The sequence below is a fragment of the Streptomyces winkii genome, from assembly GCF_032248595.1.
In the GTDB taxonomy this organism is placed as follows: domain Bacteria; phylum Actinomycetota; class Actinomycetes; order Streptomycetales; family Streptomycetaceae; genus Streptomyces; species Streptomyces winkii.
The window spans coordinates 100,333-122,973 of sequence record NZ_JASTTH010000001.1 but is presented as its reverse complement, the minus strand read 5'-3'; the positions used below and the strand labels follow the sequence as shown (position 1 = coordinate 122,973).

The following is a 22,641-nucleotide window of genomic DNA, read 5'->3' as shown; positions in this document are numbered from 1 at the left end:
CCTGTTTCCGTCAAGTCCCAGTCCCCGTCAAGTCCCAGTCCCCGTCAAGTCCCAGTCCCCGTCCCAGCCCCGTTCCCTGTCCCCGTCCCGTTTCCTGTCCCGTTCCCGTCCCCTCAACGTCACGTCCGTACGAGCGGAGGAAGACCATGCCCATGAACAGCTCCGTCGTCATCACCTGCGCCCTCACCGGGGCCGGCGACACCGTCGGGCGCAGCCCGCACGTCCCGGTCACGCCCGAGCAGATCGCCCGCTCCGCCGTCGAGGCCGCCGGAGCCGGAGCCGCCGTCGTGCACATCCACGTGCGCGACCCCGAGACCGGTGCGCCCGCGCGCGACCCCCGCCTCTACCGGGAGGTCGTCGAGCGGATCAAGGAGACCGGCACCGACGTCGTGATCAACCTGACGGCGGGCATGGGCGGCGACCTCGTCATCGACCCGGAGAACCCGCTGACGCACCTGCCCGGCACCGATCTGGTCGGCGGCGTCGAACGGCTGCCCCACGTCGAGGAGCTGCTCCCCGACATCTGCACCCTCGACTGCGGCTCGCTCAACTTCGGCGAGGGCAGCAACCTCTACATCTCGACGCCCGACATGCTGCGCGCGGGAGCCAAGCGCATTCAGGAGCTGGGCGTGCGCCCGGAGTTGGAGATCTTCGACACCGGCCAGCTGTGGTTCGCCAAGCAGCTGCGTGACGAGGGCCTGCTGGACGACCCGACCGTCTTCCAGCTGTGCATGGGCATCCCCTGGGGAGCCCCGGCCGAGCCCGGCGTACTGAAGTCGATGGTCGACATGCTGCCCGAGGGCGCGCAGTGGGCCAGCTTCGCGCTCGGGCGGATGCAGATGCCGTGGGTCGCGCAGTCGATCCTGCTGGGCGGCAACGTACGGGTCGGGCTGGAGGACAACCTCTACCTCAGCAAGGGGGTCAAGGCCACCAACGCCCAACTCGTCGAGCGCGCGGTGCAGATCACCGAGCTGCTGGGCGCACAGGTCGCCACGCCCGACCAGGCCAGGGAGCGTCTCGGCCTCAAGCCCCGCGCCTGAGCGGGACGCGTGCCCCAGGGGACCGGCTGCGCGCGGCCTCACCCACCCCGCGTACGGCCGGGCCCCGCCCCCGCAAACCGGAACCCGCGACCGGACCCCCCGCACACCCGCACTTCCAGCGCCCCCGCACCCCCAGCTCCGAACGTGAGGACACCCACAGCATGACCGCCGCACCCTCCCCCGGCCCGTCCCCCGCCCCCGGCGGGACGCCCCGCCGCGCACCCTGTCCGCCCGAGGACGTACGACGCGTCGCGTGCGTCGGAGCCGGCGTGATCGGCGGCGGCTGGGTGGCGCACTTCCTCGCCCGCGGCTACGACGTCACCGCCTGGGACCCGGCGCCCGACGCGGAGGAGAAGCTGCGCCGCCTCGTCGATGCCGCCTGGCCCGCCCTGGAGCAGCTCGGCCTCGCCGAGGGGGCCTCCACCGCCCGGCTCACCGTCGTGCCGGACCTCCGAGAGGCCGTCGCGGACGCCGAGTTCGTGCAGGAGAGCGCGCCCGAGAAGCTGGAGCTGAAGCGCTCGCTGCTGGCGGAGCTGGACGCCGCCGCCCCGCCCGGCGTCGTCATCGCCTCCTCCACCTCGGGCTACCCGATGACCGACATGCAGGGTGAAGCGGCGGACCCGGGGCGGCTGCTGGTGGGCCACCCGTTCAACCCGCCGTATCTCATTCCGCTCGTGGAGGTCGTCGGCGGCGAGTCGACCGAACCGGAAGCCGTCGCGTGGGCGTCGCGCTTCTACGAGGCGGCGGGCAAGTCCGTCATCACGATGGACCGCGAACTGCCCGGCTTCATCGCCAACCGGCTCCAGGAGGCCCTGTGGCGCGAGGCGCTGCACATGGTCGCCAACGGCGAGGCGTCCGTACGCGACATCGACGACTCGATCACCGAAGGCCCCGGTCTGCGCTGGGCGTTCATGGGTCCGTGCCTCACCTTCGCGCTCGCGGGCGGCGAGGGCGGCATGGCCCACATGCTGGACCACTTCGGTCCGTCCCTGAAGTCGCCGTGGACGCGGCTGGAGGCGCCGGAGCTCGACGCCTCGCTGCGTGATGCCATGGTCCTGGGCTGCGACGAGGCAGCCGCGGGCCGCTCCATCGCGCAGCTCGTGGCCGAACGCGACCAGGGCGTCATCGACGTACTGCGCGCTACCGGCCGCCTGCCGCGTGGCCGTGGAGGGCACAAGGACCGAGGAGAAGCGACCGCCGAGGGAGAGAGCACGTGAGCACCGAGCAGAGCGAACAGAGCGAACAGCAGGACGAGCACAGGGAGCAGCCCGTACAGGCGGAGCCCGCCGAGATGCCCGGACAGCCCGGTCCGGCCGGGCCGCAGCCCCCGCTCGACGGCCCGATCCAGGACCACACGGCGACCGTGCGCCCGGAGTGGATCGACTACAACGGCCATATGAACGAGGCGTTCTACGTACTCGTCTTCGGACACGCCACGGACGCGATGATGATCGAGACCGGCATGGGCCAGCAGTACCGCGAGCAGAGCGGGTGCTCCCTCTACACCGCGGAAGCCCATGTTCGCTATCTCCGCGAGGTCTCCGAGGGCGCCGAACTCACCGTCCGTACGCGGGTCCTGGGCGTCGACGCGAAGAAGGTGCGCCTCGTGCTGGAGATGCGTGCTAAGGGCCGCAAGGATCCGGTGGCCACCTCGGAACTGCTCATGATCCACGTCGACCAGTCGGCCGGCCGGGCCGCGCCGTTCCCCGACTCCGTGCGCGCACGCTTCGCGTCCCTGACGGAGAAGGCACCGGCGTGGGCGGGCGGCTCCATCGGCCCGGTGCCCAAGTCATAGCCCCGCGGCGTCCGTCGGCCGCCCGTCCCCGTCCCCGTCCCCGTCCGTCGTCCGCCCGTCCGGTGGTCCGTCCGGCGAGCCGTCTCGGGGAGCCCTTCCACGCCCTCCCACGAGCTGTCTCACGCGACTGTCCGCATCGCGGGCGGGCGTTGACGATCCCGACGTCACACGCACAGAATGTGGCCATGATCCAGCACACCTCCGCCGCCTGTGGACGCCTCAGCGTGCCGTGGCGGCGCGGGTGTGAGCGGTCCGGTCGATAGGTGCGTTCAGCGCCGCTTCGCGCACCACGCACCCGTCGCGCACGTACGGACGTACACGCGCCTCGACTCCCCCGACCGACCGCCGACTTCCAAGGATCATCAGCCATGACCGTCACCCCCGCCCACACCCCTGCCCTGCGCGACGCCCGCGTTCCCGCCGACGGGATGTACGAGGGGCGCCGCACCCTGCGCCGGCTTCCCGAGGGCGCGCAGGAGCGCCCGTACGAGCTCTTCGACCTGGTCCCCCAGGGCCGCGTCATCGGCGCGGAGATCCGCGGCATCGACCTCTCGCAGCCGCTCACGCCCGCGCTGCGCGACGAGTTGAACAGGGCGCTGCTGGAGTGGAAGGTGCTCTTCTTCCGCGGCCAGGGCCTCACCTCCCGCCAGCAGCGCGACTTCGCCGCGAACTGGGGCGAACTGGAGACCAACCCGCTGCTGGCGCGCGGTTCCTCGGCCGAGGTCGTCCGCTTCGAGAAGGGCGGCAACGCCGCCCCGACGTTCGAGAACGTCTGGCATACGGACGTCACCTTCCGCGAACGGCCCGCGCTCGGCGCCGTGCTCCAGCTCCACGAGGTCCCGCCGGTGGGCGGCGACACCATGTGGGCGGACATGGCCGCCGCCTACGACAACCTTCCCGACACGGTGAAGGCGCGCATCGACGGCGCGACGGCCGTTCACGACTTCATCCCCGGCTTCGTGCGCTTCTACGGCCCGGAGAAGCTGATCCCGTTGCAGGAGCAGTTCCCGCCCGTCGAGCACCCCGTGGTGCGCACGCACCCCGAGTCGGGCCGCCGGATGCTCTTCGTCAACACGTCCTTCACCACGCACATCGTGGGCATGGACCGCGAAGAGAGCGACCGTCTGCTGAGCTACCTCGTACGCCAGGCGCATGTGCCCGAGTACCAGGTGCGGTTCCGCTGGCAGCCCGGCGACATCGCCTTCTGGGACAACCGCGCCACCCAGCACTACGCGATCGACGACTACGCCCCGCACCGCCGCGTCGCGGAACGCGTCGCGATCGCGGGCGACCGGCCGTTCTGACCGGGGCCTGAGCCGGGCCTCAGCCGGGGCCGCCTCAGCGGGGCCTTCTGACGGGGCCCCCTCCCCACGCGGAAGGCCCCGCCCGGCAACGCGTAATCCCGGCGCCGCGGGCGACATGCCCGCGGCGCCGCTCTGTGCCGAGCGTGCACAACTCCTTTGTGCTGTCCGTGCACAACTGCGCCGCGCCCCCTGGCCAAGGTACTGACGCGTCAGTACGTTCCACCCGACGAGCCCAGCATTTCCGAATCGTTGGGAGACCCCCCATGCACATCCCCATTCGAAGAAGAGGCCCTCGAACCGGAGGAGCCCGTAGCAAGGCGGTCACCGCAACAATGGCGGTGGCCGCTTTGTGCGTTCCGGGTGCGTTGGCCGCTCCGGCGGCCGCGGCGAGCGCCGGTACGAGCGCCGGCGCCCGCGCCGGCACGGAGACCCCGAAGGCCGCGCAGCCGGGCGACATCGTGAGTGCCGAACCGACCGAGTTCCAGGTCTTTCCGAACGTGCCCCTCCCCACGCACGCCTGGAAGATCCAGTACAACTCGACCGACGCGAAAGGGAAGTCGAACACCGTCTCCGGCACCGTCCTCGTGCCGAAGGACGACCGCGAGGGACCCCGCCCCTTGCTGACGTACGCGGTGGGCACCGTCGGCATCGGCGATCAGTGCGCGCCGTCCGCGGGCTTCCCGAAGGGCGAGACCCGCGAAGCCCCGCTGATCGAGGGCGCGTTGCTGCGGGGCTGGGCCGTCGCCGTCACCGACTACGAGGGCCTGGGAACACCGGGCACGCACACGTACACGGTGGGCCGCGCCGCCGGAACGGCGGTCCTCGACGCGGCCCGTGCCGCACAGCGGCTGCCGGGGGCGCAGGAGCACGGCGTCGGCCAGGACTCGCCCGTCGGCATCATGGGCTACTCGCAGGGCGGCCAGGCCAGCGGCTGGGCTGCGGAACTCGCGGGCTCGTACGCTCCGGAGCTCCAGGTCAAGGGCACCGCGAGCGGCGGAGTTCCGGCCGATCTGCCGAAGGTCGCCGAGTACAACGACGGCGACGAGGAGGCGGGGCTCGTGCTGATGTCGGCCATCGGCCACGACGCCGCCTACCCCGAACTCGCCCTGAACGGCTACCTCAACGACGAGGGCAAGCGGATCGCCCAGGTCATGAAGGACGGCTGCCTCGCCGAGGCGCAGGAGGCCGGCGCGAACAAGAAGGTCGAGGACGTCACCACGGAAAACCCCATGGACCAGCCCGACTGGCAGCAGCGCCTCGCCGAGGACAAGCTCGGCACCAAGGCACCGGGCGCGCCCGTGTACCTGTACCACGGCGAGGCCGACGAGATCATCCCGTACGACGTCGGGAAGCAGCTGCGGGCCGACTGGTGCGCGAAGGGCAACACCGTCGAGTGGACGAGCTTCCCGCTCTCCCCGCACGCGGGTACGGCCATCCTCGGCTCGATCCCCGCGATGAACTGGCTCTCCGACCGCTTCAAGGGCGAGCCGACCCAGGGCGACTGCGCAGGCTGACCGCCGCACCGCCCGCAACGCAACACCCCGCCCCGGCTCCGGCCGGGTGGACCCCGGCCCCGCTGACACGCGAACCAGCGTCAGCGGGGCCGGAGTTCGCCCGTGTCTTCCACGAGCCGGAAGCGCTCCAGTACGACCTGGGTCGAGTCGTCCACGGTGAACCCGGGGTCTCCGAGCGCTGCGCGCATCTCCCTGCCGTGCCAGAACTCCTCGTGCGCGGCGCGCCAGGCCGCGACCGTCTCATGGCCCTCGCCCTCGTCGCGTGCGTGGGCGAGATCCACTTCGGCGAGGGCCACGACACGTACGTCCGTCGTCTCGACGACGGCGACGGGATCGGCAGCGGAGTCGATCAGCACGGCCCGCGCGCCCGCCTCCGGCAGCGGCTCGCCGTCTTGTTCGTACTCACGCAGGAGCCCGGTCGTCGCCGTCTTCGTACCCTCCAGGATCGCCGCGACCAGCGCATCGCGCAGCGGCCCGGGAAAGCCGAACTCGGCGCGCGGCAGCGGCGCGTGGGCATCGGACGGCTCCGGCCCGCGCGCCTCCCGCCCGTCCGCATCCGGCCCGTGCGAAGGTGCCGTCCCGCCGTACGAAGAGGTCATCCGCCCACGGTATGCGCGGTCGCCGCCGCACCGGCGCGATCCGCCTCAACCGCTCCAGGCAGGCGCGCGTTCGACGTGAAGGGCGCGTCCGGTGGTCAGCGCCTCCGCCGCGCGCTCCGCAGTGGCACCGCTCAGGCCCGTGCCCCGCGACAGCGCGCGCAGAGTCAGGACCTGGGCGGCCATCATGGCGACGACGGGGTCGCCGGAGGCGAGATGGGACTCGCAGCCCGGTCCGGCCAGATCGCCGTCGCCGAGGCGGCGTCCGGCCCGCAGCTCCTCGATGAGCTCTTCGATGCGCGTACGCAGGGGATCGGACGCCTCGCTCGCCGCCCAGCGCAGATAGGGGAGTTCGCGCGTGCCCATGGCGACCACCACGGTCTCCGCCATCCGCCGGACGTCCGGATCGGGGTCGAGCAGACGGTGCGCCTGGCATACGGGGATGCACGTACAGACCTTGTTACAGGTGCAGACCGTGCCTCCGGTGCCGCCGACGGAGCCTCCCGTCGTGCCTCCGGTGGTGGAGGAGCCCCCCGTGGTGCCGTACGTCGGGTCCGCCGGGTCGGGGTAGTAGCTGGACGGCGGCGCGGTGTCCGTCTCGGTCGGGTACGGCGGCGGGGTCTCGGTGTACGGGTCGGAGGTCGGTGCCCCGGTGTACGGGTCCGACTCCGTCGGGGACGGCGTCGGGGAGTAGGGGTCGTAGGACGACGGCGACGAGGGCGACTTGGGATCGTCGTCGTCACAGCCGCTGAGCAGGAGAGCCGCCGCGACGGACGACGCGATGCCCGCGCCGAGGAAGCCGCGCCGCCCGGACTTCGCCGCCCACGGCGGACTGGTGATGGGCAGGACCTCGACGGGCCCGGTGGAGCCGTCCGCGTTCACCCGCTGGATCTCGTAGCGCGGAGCGGACCGCGCCCCTTCGGACCCGGCCTGCCCGGACCCTGCACCTTCGGTTCCGTTCCCCTCGGACCCGGGCTTCCTGGGGCGCCTCGGCTGCGGCCAGGGCAGCATGACGTCGTTCACTCGGCACCTCCGTGTACGGCGCAGGACTCGCCGGCCTGCCCGTCCCGCCAGACCAGGCCGCCCGATCCGGCGATACGGGTCAGGAGCTGGTCCTTCACCAGCTCCCGTGTGATGTGGCAGCGCTGCGACCCCGCGAACTCGCCCCGTCCGTTCGCCGCCAGGGACTTGTGGTAGCAGTCGCCCGCGCAGTTCCACTTGGCGAAGCACCCGTCGCAGAAGGACCGCTGCTCGACGCCCAGCCCGCGCAGCCGGTCGAGCGCGTCCATGTCGAAGGTGTAGCCGCCGTCCGGACCCTGCGATCCGTAGAAGAAGACGTCCGCGAACTCGTTGTCCTCGGAGAACGCCTCGAAGCAGGCCGAGACGTTCCCCGACGGGCTCAGGCAGAAGTTGTCCTGCGTGACACCGCAGAAGTGGTTGGTGAGGGTGCCCACCCGGGCCGCGCTGTAGATCAGTTCGTGGCCGAAGCGGGCGGCACGGCCCTGCGCCTCCCGGTACGCGGCGATGAAGTCCTCGGTCTCGGCGTCCGGTTCGCCCTCGTGCCGCCCCAACTGGTAGGCGGGCTCGACCTGCACGCGCTTCGGCGTGAAGTTCGACAGGACGAACTCGATGGAGTCGGGCAGCAGCGGGATCTGCTCGGCGGTGACGGTCAGCCGCACCGCGTACGGGTAATCAGCCTCGGTGAAGCGCCGCATCGTGTGCATGACGCGCGAACTCGACCCGGTGCCCCGCACCGTCGGCCGGTGCTCGTCGTGCACCTCCGGCAGGCCGTCGAACGAGAGGCTCATGCCCCCGTTGAGATTGGCGATCATCCAGTCGATCTGACGGTCGGTGAACACGCCGTTCCCCGCCGACGCCGCGATGACGTCCAGATCGCCCGCCCGCTCGCGCGCGTACGCCAGCGACTCGGTCATCAGGTTCCAGTGGACACTGGGCTCTCCGCCGCCGTGGTAGTTCACCCCGGCGAAGGGCGCACCCTGCTGCCGCGCGTTGTCGATGACGAAGTCGATGCCCCGCTTGGCGACGTCCGTCGTCATATACGTGGCCGCGGTGTCGCCCGCGGAGGCGTAGCAGTAGGTGCAGCGCAGGTTGCACGCGGTCGTCAGGAAGAGCGTCACCTCGGTCGGCGAGGGCGTCCCCTGTCTCCGGGTGACCGGTGACGGAGGCCTTCGCAGCAGGCCGGTCTCGCGGGCGAGCGCGACCACGCTCTCGTCGCCGCCCTCACCTGCCAGCACGCCGGGAAGGGCCGCCACCAGGCCCTTGGTGGCGGCGAAGGCCGCGCCGTGCAGCGGTGCGTACACCAGGTACGCCTCGTCCTCCAGCGGGATCGCGAATATGTCCGGGCCGAATGTCCCCCGGTTTTCGTTCAAGAATCGCTCCAAGCCCCTCGTAAGCGATCCCTGTGACGCAACACCACCGGACCGCGACTCAGCGCAATCATCTGCGGAGGGTGAGGTTCCTGCAATAGCTCCGCCGACCCGATCTGCCCTGCGGCGTTCCCGAACTGCCCTACCGCGGCGGCGACTTGGGGACCGCCGCCGCGGCCCGGGGGTGCCGGGCGGCCCGGCGCCCCGCATCACACGGGCCGAGGCCCCGGCGTCACTTCTCGTACAGCTTCGCGATCTCCGCCTCGTAGTCCCGTACGATCGCCGCCCGCTTCAGCTTCAGCGACGGCGTCAGATGGCCGCCCTCCTCCGTGAAGTCGTGCGGCAGGACCGTGAAGCGGCGGATCGATTCGGCACGGGAGACCATGCGGTTCGCCTCGTCGACCGCCTGCTGGAGGTTGGCGAGCAAGTCGCCGTCCTCGACGAGCTGTTCGGGAGAGAGATCCTTCTTCTTGTGCATCTGCTGCCAGTGCGCGAGCCCGTCCGGTTCGAGCGTGATGAGCGCGGTGATGTACGGGCGGTCGTCGCCGACCACGAGGCACTGGCTGACCAGGGGGTGTGCCCGCAGCCAGTCCTCCAGGGGCGCCGGCGCGATGTTCTTCCCGCCGGAGGTGATGATGAGGTCCTTCTTGCGGCCGGTGATCGTCAGATAGCCGTCGTCGTCGAGGGCGCCGATGTCGCCGGTCGCGAACCATCCGTCCTCGCCCACGTCCGGCACCGCGGTCCGGCGCTGCGCGTCCCAGTAGCCGCTGAAGACGTGCGCGCCCTTCAGCAGCACCTCACCGTCGTCGGCGATGCGCACGGCCGTGCCGGGCACGGGCCAGCCGACGGTGCCCAGCCGGGGCTTGAGCGGCGGCGTGCACGTCGAGGCGGCGGTCGTCTCGGTGAGTCCGTAGCCCTCGAAGACGGAGATGCCGGCGCCCTCGTAGAACGCGGCGAGCCGCGATCCGAGCGGCGAACCTCCGCTGATGACGTAGCGGCACCTCCCGCCGAGCGCGGCGCGGATGCGCCGGTAGACCAGCAGGTCGTACAGGCCGCGCGCAGCCTTCAGCCCCGTGCCGGGGCCGCCGCCGCGCCCGTGCTCCTGCTTCTCGACGGCCTCGCCGTACCGGCGTGCGATGCGCGCGGCGCGGTCGAAGGACGAGGCACGGCCCATCTTCTCGGCGGTGGCGCGGCCGGTGTTGTAGACCTTCTCCAGCACGTACGGGATGCCGAGCAGGAACGTCGGCCGGAAACCCGCGAGATCGGCGAGGAGTTCCTCGGTCTGGATGCTCGGCGCATGCCCGAGCCGCACGCGCGCCCGCAGGCACGCGACGGCGACCATCCGGCCGAAGACGTGCGAGAGCGGCAGGAACAGCAGGGTGGAGGCGGGGTCCTTGCTGACGGACTTGAAGACGGGGTGCAGCAGTTCGATGTCGTTGTCGATCTCGGCGAAGAAGTTGCCGTGGGTCAGCACGCAGCCCTTGGGCTGCCCCGTCGTGCCGGAGGTGTAGATGAGGGTCGCGATGTCCCCGGGGGACACGAGCCCGCGCCGCTCCGCGACCACGTCGTCGTCCAACTGCCTGCCGCCGCCCGCGATCTGCGAGACCGCGCCGGCGTCGAGCTGCCAGAGGTGTTCGAGCGCGGGCATCGCGCCGCGCTCCTGCGAGAGCATCCGCACCTGCTCGACGTTCTCCACGGCGCAGCCGCGTGCGCCCGAGTGCTGGAGGATGTAGCGGGCCTGCGAAGCAGAGGACGTCGGGTAGATGGGGACGGTGACGAGGCCCGCCGCCCAGCCCGCGAAGTCGAGCAGCGTCCACTCGTACGTCGTACGGGCCATGATGGCGATCCTGTCGCCCACTTCGAGGCCCAGGGCGATCAGGCCCTTCGCGGTGTTGAGGACCTCCTGGGCGAACTCGGACGCGGTCACGTCCCGCCAGGTGCCGTCCGGCTGCTTGCGGCTGAGCACCGCCTCGAAGGGCGCCTCGACGGCGTTGGTGAACGGGATGTCACCGAGGGAACCGCTCGTGACCGCGGGGGCGAACGGCGGCATCGTGACCTGACGTACGACGCCGTCCCGCACCTCCTTCTCCGGCTCGACGAGCGTGGGCCCGGCGGTGGTCCCGGGCGCGGATACCTGGCTTGCGGTCTGGGTCGTCACGAGCGGCTCCTGTTCGTGAGGTACCTCGTTGAATTGAGCCGATCCGCACGGCCGACGGAGTCGACGGTGACGGGGAAGCCGACGGCGTCGGGCGAGTCCGGCGGATCAGCGGGAGGAGAGGCACTCAGGCCTTCTCCAGTACGGCCGTCACCCCCTGCCCACCCGCCGCGCAGACGGAGATCAGGCCGCGCGCGCCCGCATCCGCGTCCTCGCGCTCCGCGAGGAGCTTGGCGAGGGTGGCGACGATGCGGGCGCCGGTCGCGGCGAAGGGGTGTCCGGTCGCCAGCGACGAGCCGGCGACGTTGAGGCGTTCGCGGTCGACGGGCGCGAGCCCGCGCTTCTCCCAGGCGGCGAGGGTGGCCAGCACCTGGGACGCGAACGCCTCGTGGATCTCGAAGAGTTCGAAGTCCTCGATGCCGAGCCCGGCACGCTCAAGCATCCTGGGCACGGCGTACGCGGGCGCCATGAGCAGGCCGTCCTCGCCGGGCATGCCGTCCTCCTCGTAGAAGCTGACGGCGCCCGTCTCGTACGCGGAGAGATACGCGAGCGGCGTGAGCCCGTGCCTCTCGGCCCACTCCTCGCTCGCGAGCAGCACGGTCGCGGCGCCGTCGGTGAGCGGCGTGGAGTTGCCGGCGGTCATGGTCGCGTCCGGCTCGGACGTGCCGAAGACGGGCGCCAGCTCGGCGAGTTTGTAGACCGAGGTGCCGGGGCGCAGGTTCTGGTCCCGGGCCAGTCCGCGGAAGGGGACGACGAGGTCGTGCAGGAACCCGCTGTCGTACGCGGTCGCGAGGTTGCGGTGGCTGGCGGCGGCGAGCACGTCCTGCTCGTGCCGGGTGATGCCCCACTCGCGTGCGGTGCGGGCGGCGTGCTCGCCCATGGAAAGGCCGGTGCGCGGCTCGGAGTTGCGGGGGATCTCGGGCACGAGGTGCCGCGGGCGCACCCGGGCGATCTCCTTGGCCCTGTCCAGAAGCGTCTTGGCCCTGCGCGCCGCGAGGAGGATGCGCCGCAGTTCGTCGTTGACGCCGAGCGGCGCGTCGCTCGTGGTGTCGGCGCCGCCCGCGATGCCCGCGTCGACGGCCCCGAGCGCGATCTTGTTGGCGACGGCGATGACGGCCTGGAGACCGGTGCCGCAGGCCTGCTGGATGTCGTACGCGGGGGTGCGCGGGTCGAGCCGGGAGCCGAGCACGGTCTCCCGCGCGAGGTTGAAGTCACGGCTGTGCTTGAGCACGGCGCCGGCGACGAACTCTCCGACGCGGCGCTCGCCCGTCAGGCCGAAGCGCTCGATCAGCCCGTCGAGCGCGGCAGAGAGCATCTCCTGGTTCGAGCACGTCGCGTACGGGCCGTCCGAACGCGCGAAGGGGATGCGGCTGCCGCCGATGACGGCGACCCGGCGCGGGGGTTGGGAACTCATGAGGCCGCTGGAACTCATCCTCGACCAAACTCCTGACCTGAAAGTAACCTTACTCGGAAGTAAATTTACGCGAACCGGAGGGATCAGGGAATGGCCGACCGCTATCTGCATTGGACCAACACACGTCCGGGCCGTCTCCTCTCCCGCCGGCTCGGCCTCCCCCGTCCCGTACCGCTCCACCGCTGGTCGGCGGAGCGGCCCGTGCTCGAAGGCAGCCTGTTGCACCTGACGCCCGTGCCGCCGCGCGGCGGCGGTGCGCACGCGAAGGAACTGGCAGGGGTGCTCGACGGCATCGGCCTCCCGGTCCGCACGGACGCAGCCGACGCGGAGCCGGGAAGGCGGTACGCCGCCGTCGTGGTCGACGCTACGGGCATACGCGACGTACCGGAACTGCGGCGGGTGCACGAATGCCTCCACCCCGTGCTCCGGTCCGTCGCCACCTGCGGCCGCGTCGTGCTGCTCGGCTCCCGCCCCGACGGCGGCGACCACCATCAGGCCGCCGCGCAGCAGGCGTTGGAGGGCTTCGTACGCTCGCTCGCGAAGGAGACCGGCGGCGGGCGCACGGTGCAGCTCGTACGGCTCGCGCCCGGAGCCGCCGCCGGGGACGCCGAGTCCACGCTCCGCTTCCTGCTCTCACCCAAGTCGGCCTACGTCAGCGGCCAGGTCGTCGAGATCGGCGAACCCGTGACGGGCGGGGCCGCCGGGCCCGCCCGTACCACCGATTCCACCGATTCCACCGGTTCCGGGGTGGCGGCCGTCGACTGGCAGCGCCCGCTCCAGGGGCGTACGGCCCTGGTGACCGGCTCCGCGCGCGGCATCGGCGCGTCGGTCGCGGCGACGCTGGCGCGGGACGGCGCACACGTCGTCTGCCTCGACGTCCCGCAGGCGGAGGACGAACTGGCCGGCGTCGCCGAGTCGTTGGCCGGCACGGCCCTGCCGCTCGACATCACGGCGGACGACGCGGGCGCGCGCATCGCGGCGGCCCTTCCGGAGGGCGGCCTCGACGTCCTCGTCCACAACGCGGGCATCACGCGCGACCGCCGGCTCGTCAACATGAGCGCCGACCGGTGGGATTCGGTGCTGGAGGTCAATCTGGCCTCGGTGCTGCGCACGACCGACGAGTTGCTGGCCTCGGGCGCGCTGCGGCGAGGCACCGGCCGCGTCGTGGCCACCGCCTCCATCGCGGGCATCGCGGGCAACGTCGGCCAGACCAACTACGCCGCGAGCAAGGCCGGAATCATCGGTTTCGTACGTTCCCTCGCGCCGCGCGCCGCGGTGGAGCACGGTGTAACGGTCAACGGCGTGGCCCCCGGTTTCATCGAGACGCAGATGACGGCGGCCGTTCCCTTCTTCATCCGCGAGGCGGGCAGGCGCATGAACTCCCATTCCCAGGGCGGTCTTCCCGTCGACGTGGCCGAGACCACCGCCTGGCTGGCGGGGCCCGCGTCCTCCGCCGTCAACGGCCAGGTCGTACGGGTCTGCGGCCAGAGCCTGCTGGGAGCGTGAGCACCATGACCCTGCACCGTCTGACCGCACCGCCCCGGCTGCCGCTGGTCCTCGTGCGGGGCGCCCTCGCGTCGCGGTCCAAGCGCGGCCCGTACGAACAGGCCCGGCTGCCCGACGAGCGGCTGGTGCTGCCGGACGCGCGCATCGACGCCCGGCGGCTGCGCGCGTACAACCACGTCTGCGGGTTCGCGGACGCCGAACGGCCGGACGCCGAACGGCCGGACGCGCAGCAGACGGAGGGACCGGCGGCGAGCCCGCAGACGGGGCCGCCCGGCGCTCCCTCGGACAACTCCCTTGTCCCGCCCAGCTATCCGCACGTGCTGGGCTTCCCCCTCGCGATGCAGCTGATGGCGGCGCCGGACTTCCCCTTCCCGGTGCTCGGCCTCGTCCACACCGGCATCGAACTCACCCAGCACCGCGCGCTGCGGTCCGGCGACCGCCCCGAGATCTCCGTACACGCGGAGGGGCCCGGACCGCACCGGCGCGGCAGCCGCTTCGACGTGGTGACGGAGGCACGGCTGGAGGGGCGGCTCGTGTGGCACTCACGCAGCACCTATCTGTTCCGGCACCGCAGCGCGCACACCCCGGCGGCCGAGGCCGCGGGCCGCAACGGAAGAGCCGGCGAGAGCGACGCGGAGCCACCGGCGGCGCCGCTGCCGCTGCGCGAGCACTGGGATCTGCCGTCCGGCCTCGGCCGCCGCTACGGCCGGGCCTCAGGCGACCGCAACCCCATCCATCTGCACGCCCTCACCGCGAAGCCCTTCGGCTTCCCCCGCCACATCGCCCACGGCATGTGGACCTTCGCCCGCTGCCTCGCCGGCACGGGCGCCGCGGCGGGGAGCGAACAGCTCACCGCCCGCGCGGAGTTCAAGGCCCCGGTGCTGCTCCCCTCGACCGTCGCCTACCGCGTGGACGAGCCGACCGCCTCCGCGGGCGGCTACCGCGCCCCCGTGCGCGTGCACCGCTTCGAACTGCGCAGCGGCGGCGACGACGGCCCCGGCGGCGCGGGCGACGGCGCGGTGAACCACGACCCGGAGCGGGAACGGCTGCACCTCACCGGTGAGGTGACCAGCGAGCGCCCTTGATCATCTGTTCCAGGCCCGTCCAGCAGAAGTTCATGAGCGTGGCCGCCGTCTCCTTCGGCGAAGGGACCGCCTCCGTACGGGCGTTGGCCCACACCGCAAGCGACTCGGCGGCGCCCACCATGGCGTGTGCGAGCCCGGACACCTCGCGCTCGGCGAACTTCTCGTCGCACCCCGCGTCCACGGCGGCCCTGCTCAGCAGCAGCGTCACCAGCTCCGTGATCTCGGCCCGCATCGCGGCGATCTCACGGGCGAAGGGCTCGCCCTGCGTGTCGGCACGGTGCAGCACGGACCAGCCGTCGGGCCGTGCCGCGGTGTGCGCGAAGAAGGCGCACAGCCCTTTCCACAGCTGCTGTTCGGCGCAGGCCGCGCCGCCTTCGGCCTTCCCCGTGCCACCCCGCACGGCTTCGACGAGCGCCGCCCGCTCCCTCCGTATGCACGCCGTGAACAGGTCTTCCTTCGACTTCAGATACAGATAGACGAGCGGCTTGGAGACCCCCGCCTCCTCCGCTATGTCGTCCATCGACGCCGCCTGGTAGCCGTGCCGCGCGAAGCCCGCGACCGCCGCGTCCAGCATCTGCCGCTCGCGCACCTCACGCGGCATCCGCCGGCGCCCCCCAGTGCTTCTGCTCTTGGTCCCCACCTGTACGCCCCTCCGCGTCGTCTCCCCCGTCTCCCCACGGAATCCTCGGACGTAAGCGTACGCGGACCCTCCGTCAACGCACCTGGCGAGCGCCGCCCGCTCCGCTCCATGCCCGTCCATGCCCGCGTCCCCGGTTGCGTACGACTCCCGGCGCCACAAGCGCGTGATGAATCCGGCGATACCGGCACACCCGTACCATCCGGGACGTGGACCACGCACCGGCCGCACCCCGGCGAGGCGGAGGGCTCGAACGCCTGGAGAGCCTCTCGGACAACGTCTTCTCCATCGCCATGACGCTGCTGGTGCTCGACATCACCGTCCGGCGGGGGCTGAGCACCGAGGCCTTCCGCGAGGCGCTGCATCTGAACCTCCCCCACATCGCCGCGTACGCCCTGAGCTTCGCGGTCATCGCGGAGTTCTGGCTCGACCACCGGCGCATCCTGGCCTCGTTCCCCGCCGTGGACGGCAGGGTCACCGGCCTGACCCTGCTCGGCCTCGGCCTCACGGCGCTGGTGCCCTTCCCCACCGCGCTGCTCGCCGAGTACAGCAGCCAGCCGCAGGCCGTCGCCGTCTACGGCCTGAACGTCGCCGCGCTGAACGCGGTTCATCTGACGCTGCTGCTCGCCTCACACCGGCGGCTCGGCCCCGCTCCCGGCGAGAAGGCACGCCGGACCCGCCGTCTCGACGCCGCCGACCTGGCCTCGACGGTGCTCGTCTTCGGCACCACCGTGCCCCTCGCGTTCGCCTCACCGACGGCGGCCAAGTGGTTCTGGCTCGCGCTCTTCCCGGCCAAATTCCTGATCGGGCGCCTGCAACGGCGGGCCCGTACGCCATCGGGTGGACAAACGGGGTGACGCGCGCTCAGCCCCGCTGCCACGCAGGCCCCCCTGCTTACGGTTTCCGGGAGGGGCAGGCAGGGCTGTTCCGAGCGACGAAGGAGAGCCGATGGCTGAGCAGCACACGAAGAGCGGTCAACGCCGAATCGGTTACGGCGGGGGACTCAGCGGTGAACTGATCGCGGAATTCCTCGGCACCTTCGTCCTGATCCTGATCGGCTGCGGATCGGTCGCCGTCGCCGTCGTCGGACTCGTCGGCTCGGGCCGTCAGACCGGCGCCTTCGGCCCCTCGAACTGGCTCATCATCTCCTGGGGATGGGGTCTGGCCGTCGTCTTCGGCATCTACGTCGCGGGCGGGATCAGCGGCGCCCACATCAATCCGGCCGTGACGCTCGGCTTCGCGGTGCGCGGCCACTTCCCCTGGAGAAAGGTGCTTCCGTACTGGGGAGCACAGCTGGTCGGCGCCTTCGTCGCGGCCTCGCTCGTCTACGCCACGTACCACTGGGCGATCGACGCCTTCAACGCCAAGGAAGGGACGGGGCGCGAGAAATCGCTGCCCACCTTCTCGATCTTCGCGACCTTCCCCGCCGAGTACTTCGGGAATTCGTGGTGGGGGCCGTTGCTCGACCAGATCGTCGGCACCGCTTTCCTGCTCCTGCTCGTCTGCGCACTCATCGACATGCGGAACACGGCGCCGAAGTCGAACATGGGGCCCTTCCTCATCGGCCTCGTCGTCGTCGCGATCGGTCTGACGTACGGGTCGAACGCGGGCTACGCCATCAACCCGGCCCGCGACTTCGGCCCCCGGCTCCTCACCTTCTTCGAGGGATGGGGCGCGATCGCCTTCCCGGGGAATTTCGACTGGTTCAGCAGTTACTGGTGGATCCCCATCGTCGGCCCGCTCATCGGCGGCGTCATCGGGGCGCTGGTCTACGAGTACTTCATCAGCCGCGTCATCACGACCCGCGGCCAAATGCACCCCGAAGGGGAAGCGGGCGAGGCCGCGTAGAGCGGCAAGCACCCCTGAGCGACGGAGAGACAGAGAGAGCAGAGAGAACCGAGCGACTCGGAAGACCTCCGCGACCGGAAGCCCCGCAGGGCTCCGGAAGCGGGGGTCTTCGCCGTGTGACCGGCGTGCACCGCGCGGCACGGGAGCCGGATTTCGCGGCCCTTGCGCGAAGAAGCCCGCCGATACGTCCCGGCCAGGGCGCCCGATGGGCGTCCCGGACCGGCACGTACCGACGAGCTCAGCCGCCCCGGATCAGCTCGCCTGCTCCTGCGCGGAGAGCGGCTTGGCGATGTCCTCCAGCGAGCGGCCCTCGGCCGAAACCGCCAGGAACGCCGCCACCACGCCGGCCGCGCACATCAGGCCTGCGCCGATGTTGAAGGCGAGCGTCGTGTCGGCGAGTACGCCGTTCTCCGTGAGTTCGGCGAAGATCAGCGGCCCGGTGATGCCGCCGACGGCCGTGCCCAGCGCGTAGAAGAACGCGATGGCCATGGCCCGGGTCTCCATCGGGAAGATCTCGCTGACCGTGAGGTAGGCCGAACTGGCGCCCGCGGAGGCGAAGAACAGCACCACGCTCCAGCACATTGTCAGCGTCGTCGCCGAGAGCACCCCGCTGGAGAACAGCGCGGCGGTGCCGAACAGCAGCGCACCGGAACCTATGTAGGTGCCGGAGATCATAATCTTCCGCCCGACCGTGTCGAAGAGCGGGCCGAGGAGAATGGGACCGAGGAGATTGCCGATCGCGATCGCGACGAAGTAATAACCGGTCGAACCGGGAGGCACGTCGTAGAAGGCGGCGAGAATCGCCCCGAATCCGAAGGTTACGGCGTTGTACAGAAACGCCTGGCCGATGAAGAGCGAAAGCCCCAGAAAAGCGCGGGAACGGTACTTGGAGAAGACCGTGCGGGCGATCATGCCGAAACCGATCGCCTGACGCTGATTGATGGCGATCTCACCGGAGGGCTCGGGCAGGCAGCCCTCACCGTGCTGGGCGATGCAGCGGGCCTCCGCGTCCTTCACGATGGATTCGGCCTCGTCGCCGCGTCCGTGGATGAACAGCCACCGTGGACTCTCCGGCACGTTCCTGCGCACCACCAGGATGACCAGGCCGAGGACGACGCCGAAGGCGAAGGTCAGACGCCAGCCGACGTCCGCCGCGAAGATCTCCGTGTCGAGCATGGGGATCGAGAGCATGGCGCCGGCAGCGGCTCCCAGCCAGAAGCTGCCGTTGATCATGAGGTCGACGCGGCCCCGGTACTTCGAGGGGATCAGCTCGTCGATCGCCGAGTTGATGGCCGCGTACTCACCACCGATGCCGAAGCCCGTCACGAAGCGGCAGACGAAGAACCACCAGCTGTCGAACGACAGGGCGGTCAGCGCGGTCGCCGCCAGATAGACGGCGAGCGTGATGAGGAAGAGTTTCTTACGTCCGTAACGGTCCGTCAGCCACCCGAAGTAGAGTGCGCCGAGACATGCTCCCGCCACGTACAGCGCGGCTCCCAGCCCTGTGACCTGGGCCGAGCTGATATCGAGGCCACTACCGGGTTCGGACAGTCTGCCGGCGATGTTGCCGACGAGGGTGACCTCCATCCCGTCCAGGATCCAGACCGTCCCCAGTCCGATCACGATCATCCAGTGCCAGCGTGACCAGGGCAGCCTGTCGAGACGGGCCGGTACCGCTGTTCTGACTGTGCCTGATGAAAGCGTCCCGCTGCTTCCACCTTCAACTGCCATTGCATACTCCGTCTGAATTGTTCGCTGTTTTCAGGCCATGCCGCTCACCGCCTGGGGTCAGGTCGCGAGCTCAATCGGCAGGCCCGGCCGCACAGTTAACACGCATGTCGACTCGTGGAAGCACCGTATTGATTCAAAGGTCCGGCCAATTCCGCGCCGGTCGGCGGGCACCGGACGGCACTTCACCCATCACGGAACATCCCGGACTCGGCGCGAGTTCGGCGGATCGTGTACAACGCCGGGCGCTTTCCAGAAGGGCATATGCCAATTGACGATCGCCCCGGACTCCGCCGATTCCGGGGAGCGCGGGGCGAGTTGACGTACGGGCGGTCAACTGCCACGCGACCGGGGGCAGTCGGGCTCCGCGGGCACTCAAGCGTCGCCGGGCATCGGCCGGGCCGCATCGGACAAGCTTCTGCACATGGACTGGATGCCTCTGCTCTCCACACTCACCGGCGCCGTCATCGGCATCGCCGCCACCCTGATCGCCGACCGCAACCGCTGGCGGCGCGAAGAGGCCCGGCACTCGCTGGACATGCGGCGCGAGGTCTACACGGAGTACGTCTCCGCGCTCAAGTCGGCGGGCGAGGAGATACGTGCCGTGGCGCTGGGCGATCACATGTCGGACTCGGCGCGCGACGCCGCCGTGCGGGAGGCGTTCCGCAAAACCGGTCTCCATACGGCGAGCGAGCGCCTCTGGCTCGTGGGACCGCGGCGGGTCGTGGCGGCCGGAAACGAGGCGTTCCACAGCCTGAGCCGGATACGCGACGCGTACGCCGAGGGCGCGGCGGTCGGATCCGACGAGGACGCGCCTCTGATCGCGCAGCGCCGCGCGGCGATGGCCCGCATGCGCAGCGAGATGCGTGAGGACCTGGGCGTGGGCCCGCTCGGGATCGAATGAGCCCTCCACACGCCGGACTTGGGCCGCACGGCCGCCGCCGGGCCGTGTCCGTGCCCGCCGTGTACGGCGTGTACGCGGCGCGCCGTGACCACGGCGCACGCTGTCGTCAGTAGCCCCGCCAGATGTTGTCGAAGGCGTCCTTCTCGATGGTCCGCCGCTGGCGTACGGCCTCCAGCTCCACCGAGGCGTCGCCGACCGCGACGAGCACGGTCTCCACGGCGTCGTCGGCCACGCCAGGGGAGTCGCCCACTCCCCCGGCTTGGATGCCGACCGTCCTCGCGAGAGTCGCGAGGACGGGCTCGCCGGAGGCCCAGCGGTCCCTCGCCAGTTGCCGCTCGGGCACGTCGGCCGTGATCAACTGGCCGGTCCGGAGAGGCACCCAGCGGCGGCGCCGGCGTGTGAGCTGCCCGTCGGCCTCGAGAGCGGTCAGATATGCCGGGGCCAGGCCGCGCCCCCTGCGCCACAGCCAGTCGCCGACGGATTCGTACGGCGCGTCCCGGACGAGCGCCGCCGCGGCGTGGTCCAGCAGGCGGTCGGCGACGGCCCCGCGGGGGCGGGGCACGATCGTGTCCCCGTCCAGCGCGACCTCCCCGGCGGCCATGAGGTCGATCAGCTCGGCTCCCGCCAGCGCGAGCGACAGCTCGCCCGGCTCGACGGGGCGGCTGGGCTCCACGTCCATGGCCGTGATCATCAAATCCCGCGGTGTGGTCATAGAGGGCTCCCCATCAGGGGCATCGGCGGGCGCTGCGACGCCCGCTCTTCCGGCGCCCGTACGACGCCGAACGGCACTTCCGCCCGCCACGCTCGGTCGCCCCGCGACCACCCCCGGGAGACGGCGGCGAGCGGGCCGGAGCCGCCGGGCACCTTGTGCGGCTCGGGCCATGCCGGGCGCGGCCCGGGCCACCGGCGAGCACTCCCCCGACGGCGAGCACTCCCGTTATCCAGGCTAAGAAGCGGGCGCGTCCGCCGCACCCCGGCGGGTCAGAGGTAGCCGAAGAGCGGCGGAAAGAGCAGGGCCACGACCCAGGCCCACACGGCGTACACGGGCAGGTAGCCGGTCTGCCAGCGCTCCAGCGCCGCGAACGGAGTGCGCCGCCGTACGAAGCCCAGCAGCAGCCACGCCGACCACGCGAGGTTGGCCAGCAGGACGACGTTCTCGCCGAGCGCCGCGGCCTTGTTGGGTGTGGTGCCGTACTCGGTGATGCGGCCCGTGATCTCCAGCAGCACCAGCACGTCGATGGCGAGCGCGCTGACCACGAGGACGAGTTGCAGCGTGTCGAACAGGCCGGGCGGGGCCAGCGGATCGCGGGCCGAGAGCGAGTAGAGCAGCAGCCCCAGCACTACGACCAGCAGCAGGTCGAAGAGGATCAGCGCTTCCCGCTCGATGTCGTGGCCGGCGCTCCAGCCGAAGGCGACGAGGAAGGCCAGCAGCACCAGGGTGAACAGCGGCGTGAACAGCCGCGCGAGCACGGGCGCCATGTTCTCGACGACGCTCTGCTTGGCCTCGACGAGCCACCCGGCCACCACGACCGCGGCGACGCCGCCGCAGGGAAGCAGCCACTGCACGATGAAGGTCTCCGGGACGATGCCGATGGCCTCGAACGTCCCGAAGACGAACGCGATCAGCACCCCTCCGCCGGCGGCGATGAGGGCGAGGTAGACGAACCATTCGCCGGTGAAGCGGATGAAGTCCATGCGCCGGCGTGCGGACCGTATGTCGTCGGCGACGTAGGCCAGACCGACCGCGAACCACAGGGCGATGGGGAGATGGATGGCGGTCAGGACCACCGACTGCGAGCCGTCCGCGAGCGGATAGACGTTGGCCGCCACGGCGCCCAGCGCGAACAGCCCCAGCAGTATCCCGATCAGTGCCCGTCCGACCTGGCGGCGCCAGGCCAGGAAGGCCGCGAGCCAAGGCAGCGTGAACAGGCCGAGGTTGGGACGGTAGAACGCGACGTCGTGCTCGATGTTCATCCCGAACAGTTCCGGCACCTTGACCGAGATCGCCGCGCCCGCCGCGCAGACGACCATCGCGAGCAGGTCGCGCCGCGGCCGGGTGTCCGCCGCCGGGCTGCCGGTCTCGCCGGTCAGCACCAGCTGCTTCCACAGGCGTTCGGAGTGTTCCCGGGCGAACTCCCGCGACAGCTCGTCCAGTCCGCCCATGCGTTTGACCGCGACCAGGAACGCCTCGTCGGCGCGCAGGCCGATGGCGGTCAACTCCTCGACGGAGCCCCGGAGATGGTCCTCCAGCTCCTCGGCGTCGGACGTACGCAGCTCCGGGCGCCGCTCCACGTACTGGCGCCACTGGGCGAACTGGGCCTCCAGACCGTCCTGTTCGTCTGGCAACGTCATGCCGGGCCCTCCAGCGGTATCGCCGTGAACGTCTTCAGATCGCCGGGGCCGAGCCAGACCTTCTTGAGGGCGTCCACGACCGTGTCCCACTGGCGGCGCTGCTCGGCGAGTTCGGCCAGACCGCTGTCGGTGATGCGGTAGTACTTGCGCCGCCGCTCCCCCGCGACCGACTGCCAGCTCGACTCGACGTGCCCGAGCCGCTCAAGCCTGTGCAGCAGCGGGTAAAGCAGTCCCTCGGTCCACTCCAGCTCGCCACCGGACAGATCGTTGATCCGCCGGAGGATCGCGTAGCCGTAGCTCTCGCCCTCGGCCAGGATGCCCAGCACCATCGGCGTCGCCGAGGCGGCCACGAGATCCTTGGTGACCCTCACGAGAC

Annotated in this window: 20 protein-coding genes; 10 read left to right on the top strand and 10 right to left on the bottom strand. The window is 71.2% G+C overall.

What is annotated here, in order from left to right:
- The first annotated feature begins 146 nt into the window (after window positions 1–146).
- From QQM67_RS00570 to QQM67_RS00550, 5 genes are all read left to right on the top strand, one after another.
- Window positions 147–1,040 (top strand): BKACE family enzyme, encoded by an 894-nt coding sequence (locus QQM67_RS00570; protein WP_314171417.1) that lies wholly within the window; start codon window positions 147–149, stop codon window positions 1,038–1,040.
- 161 nt (window positions 1,041–1,201) lie between these two features.
- Window positions 1,202–2,257, top strand: coding sequence for a 3-hydroxyacyl-CoA dehydrogenase NAD-binding domain-containing protein (locus tag QQM67_RS00565; RefSeq protein WP_314171416.1), 1,056 nt, complete (start codon window positions 1,202–1,204; stop codon window positions 2,255–2,257).
- A gap of 74 nt (window positions 2,258–2,331) precedes the next feature.
- Window positions 2,332–2,835 (top strand): thioesterase family protein, encoded by a 504-nt coding sequence (locus QQM67_RS00560; protein WP_399065191.1) that lies wholly within the window; start codon window positions 2,332–2,334, stop codon window positions 2,833–2,835.
- 368 nt (window positions 2,836–3,203) lie between these two features.
- Complete coding sequence (locus tag QQM67_RS00555) at window positions 3,204–4,139, top strand: TauD/TfdA dioxygenase family protein (RefSeq protein ID WP_314171414.1); 936 nt, start codon at window positions 3,204–3,206, stop codon at window positions 4,137–4,139.
- Between the two features lie 332 nt (window positions 4,140–4,471).
- The gene (locus QQM67_RS00550; protein ID WP_314171413.1) at window positions 4,472–5,653 is read left to right on the top strand and encodes a lipase family protein; all 1,182 of its coding nucleotides are present in this window, start codon (window positions 4,472–4,474) and stop codon (window positions 5,651–5,653) included.
- A gap of 80 nt (window positions 5,654–5,733) precedes the next feature.
- Here the strand turns inward: QQM67_RS00550 and QQM67_RS00545 are convergent, their stop codons facing one another.
- The 5 genes from QQM67_RS00545 to QQM67_RS00525 all read right to left on the bottom strand — a co-directional run bounded on the left by QQM67_RS00545 (window position 5,734) and on the right by QQM67_RS00525 (window position 12,223).
- Window positions 5,734–6,252: an ASCH domain-containing protein gene (locus QQM67_RS00545; RefSeq protein WP_314171412.1), complete on the bottom strand. Its 519-nt coding sequence runs from the start codon at window positions 6,250–6,252 to the stop codon at window positions 5,734–5,736.
- Window positions 6,253–6,297: 45 nt separating this feature from the next.
- Complete coding sequence (locus QQM67_RS00540; RefSeq protein ID WP_314171411.1) at window positions 6,298–7,272, bottom strand: hypothetical protein; 975 nt, start codon at window positions 7,270–7,272, stop codon at window positions 6,298–6,300.
- Window positions 7,269–8,639: a radical SAM protein gene (locus QQM67_RS00535; protein WP_314171410.1), complete on the bottom strand. Its 1,371-nt coding sequence runs from the start codon at window positions 8,637–8,639 to the stop codon at window positions 7,269–7,271. The genes QQM67_RS00540 and QQM67_RS00535 overlap by 4 nt, the downstream gene beginning before the upstream one ends.
- Window positions 8,640–8,868: 229 nt before the next feature.
- The gene (locus QQM67_RS00530) at window positions 8,869–10,794 is read right to left on the bottom strand and encodes an AMP-dependent synthetase/ligase (protein WP_314171409.1); all 1,926 of its coding nucleotides are present in this window, start codon (window positions 10,792–10,794) and stop codon (window positions 8,869–8,871) included.
- Between the two features lie 124 nt (window positions 10,795–10,918).
- Complete coding sequence (locus QQM67_RS00525) at window positions 10,919–12,223, bottom strand: acetyl-CoA C-acetyltransferase (protein WP_314171408.1); 1,305 nt, start codon at window positions 12,221–12,223, stop codon at window positions 10,919–10,921.
- A 72-nt stretch (window positions 12,224–12,295) separates the two neighbouring features.
- On the opposite strand from QQM67_RS00525, the gene QQM67_RS00520 reads away from it, so the two are divergent.
- Window positions 12,296–13,711, top strand: coding sequence for a 3-oxoacyl-ACP reductase (locus QQM67_RS00520; RefSeq protein ID WP_314171407.1), 1,416 nt, complete (start codon window positions 12,296–12,298; stop codon window positions 13,709–13,711).
- A gap of 5 nt (window positions 13,712–13,716) precedes the next feature.
- The gene (locus tag QQM67_RS00515; protein WP_314172187.1) at window positions 13,717–14,796 is read left to right on the top strand and encodes a MaoC/PaaZ C-terminal domain-containing protein; all 1,080 of its coding nucleotides are present in this window, start codon (window positions 13,717–13,719) and stop codon (window positions 14,794–14,796) included.
- Here the strand turns inward: QQM67_RS00515 and QQM67_RS00510 are convergent.
- Window positions 14,765–15,397: a TetR/AcrR family transcriptional regulator gene (locus QQM67_RS00510; RefSeq protein WP_314171406.1), complete on the bottom strand. Its 633-nt coding sequence runs from the start codon at window positions 15,395–15,397 to the stop codon at window positions 14,765–14,767. The two genes, QQM67_RS00515 and QQM67_RS00510, sit on opposite strands and share 32 nt — an antisense overlap.
- A 245-nt stretch (window positions 15,398–15,642) precedes the next feature.
- On the opposite strand from QQM67_RS00510, the gene QQM67_RS00505 reads away from it, so the two are divergent.
- Both QQM67_RS00505 and QQM67_RS00500 read left to right on the top strand, forming a co-directional pair.
- The gene (locus tag QQM67_RS00505) at window positions 15,643–16,290 is read left to right on the top strand and encodes a TMEM175 family protein (protein WP_314171405.1); all 648 of its coding nucleotides are present in this window, start codon (window positions 15,643–15,645) and stop codon (window positions 16,288–16,290) included.
- A gap of 91 nt (window positions 16,291–16,381) precedes the next feature.
- Window positions 16,382–17,281: an MIP/aquaporin family protein gene (locus tag QQM67_RS00500; RefSeq protein WP_314171404.1), complete on the top strand. Its 900-nt coding sequence runs from the start codon at window positions 16,382–16,384 to the stop codon at window positions 17,279–17,281.
- Between the two features lie 252 nt (window positions 17,282–17,533).
- Here QQM67_RS00500 and QQM67_RS00495 read toward each other — a convergent pair whose 3' ends face one another.
- The gene (locus QQM67_RS00495; protein ID WP_314171403.1) at window positions 17,534–19,012 is read right to left on the bottom strand and encodes an MFS transporter; all 1,479 of its coding nucleotides are present in this window, start codon (window positions 19,010–19,012) and stop codon (window positions 17,534–17,536) included.
- Between the two features lie 421 nt (window positions 19,013–19,433).
- Between QQM67_RS00495 and QQM67_RS00490 the strand changes: the two genes are divergently transcribed.
- Complete coding sequence (locus tag QQM67_RS00490; protein ID WP_314171402.1) at window positions 19,434–19,913, top strand: hypothetical protein; 480 nt, start codon at window positions 19,434–19,436, stop codon at window positions 19,911–19,913.
- Window positions 19,914–20,019: 106 nt separating this feature from the next.
- Here the strand turns inward: QQM67_RS00490 and QQM67_RS00485 are convergent, their stop codons facing one another.
- From QQM67_RS00485 to QQM67_RS00475, 3 genes are all read right to left on the bottom strand, one after another.
- Entirely contained in the window at window positions 20,020–20,625 is a 606-nt protein-coding gene (locus QQM67_RS00485; RefSeq protein ID WP_314171401.1) for a GOLPH3/VPS74 family protein, read from the bottom strand.
- A gap of 269 nt (window positions 20,626–20,894) precedes the next feature.
- Entirely contained in the window at window positions 20,895–22,265 is a 1,371-nt protein-coding gene (locus QQM67_RS00480; protein WP_314171400.1) for a permease prefix domain 1-containing protein, read from the bottom strand.
- Window positions 22,262–22,636, bottom strand: coding sequence for a PadR family transcriptional regulator (locus QQM67_RS00475; RefSeq protein WP_314171399.1), 375 nt, complete (start codon window positions 22,634–22,636; stop codon window positions 22,262–22,264). The genes QQM67_RS00480 and QQM67_RS00475 overlap by 4 nt, the downstream gene beginning before the upstream one ends.
- Between the last annotated feature and the right edge of the window lie 5 nt (window positions 22,637–22,641).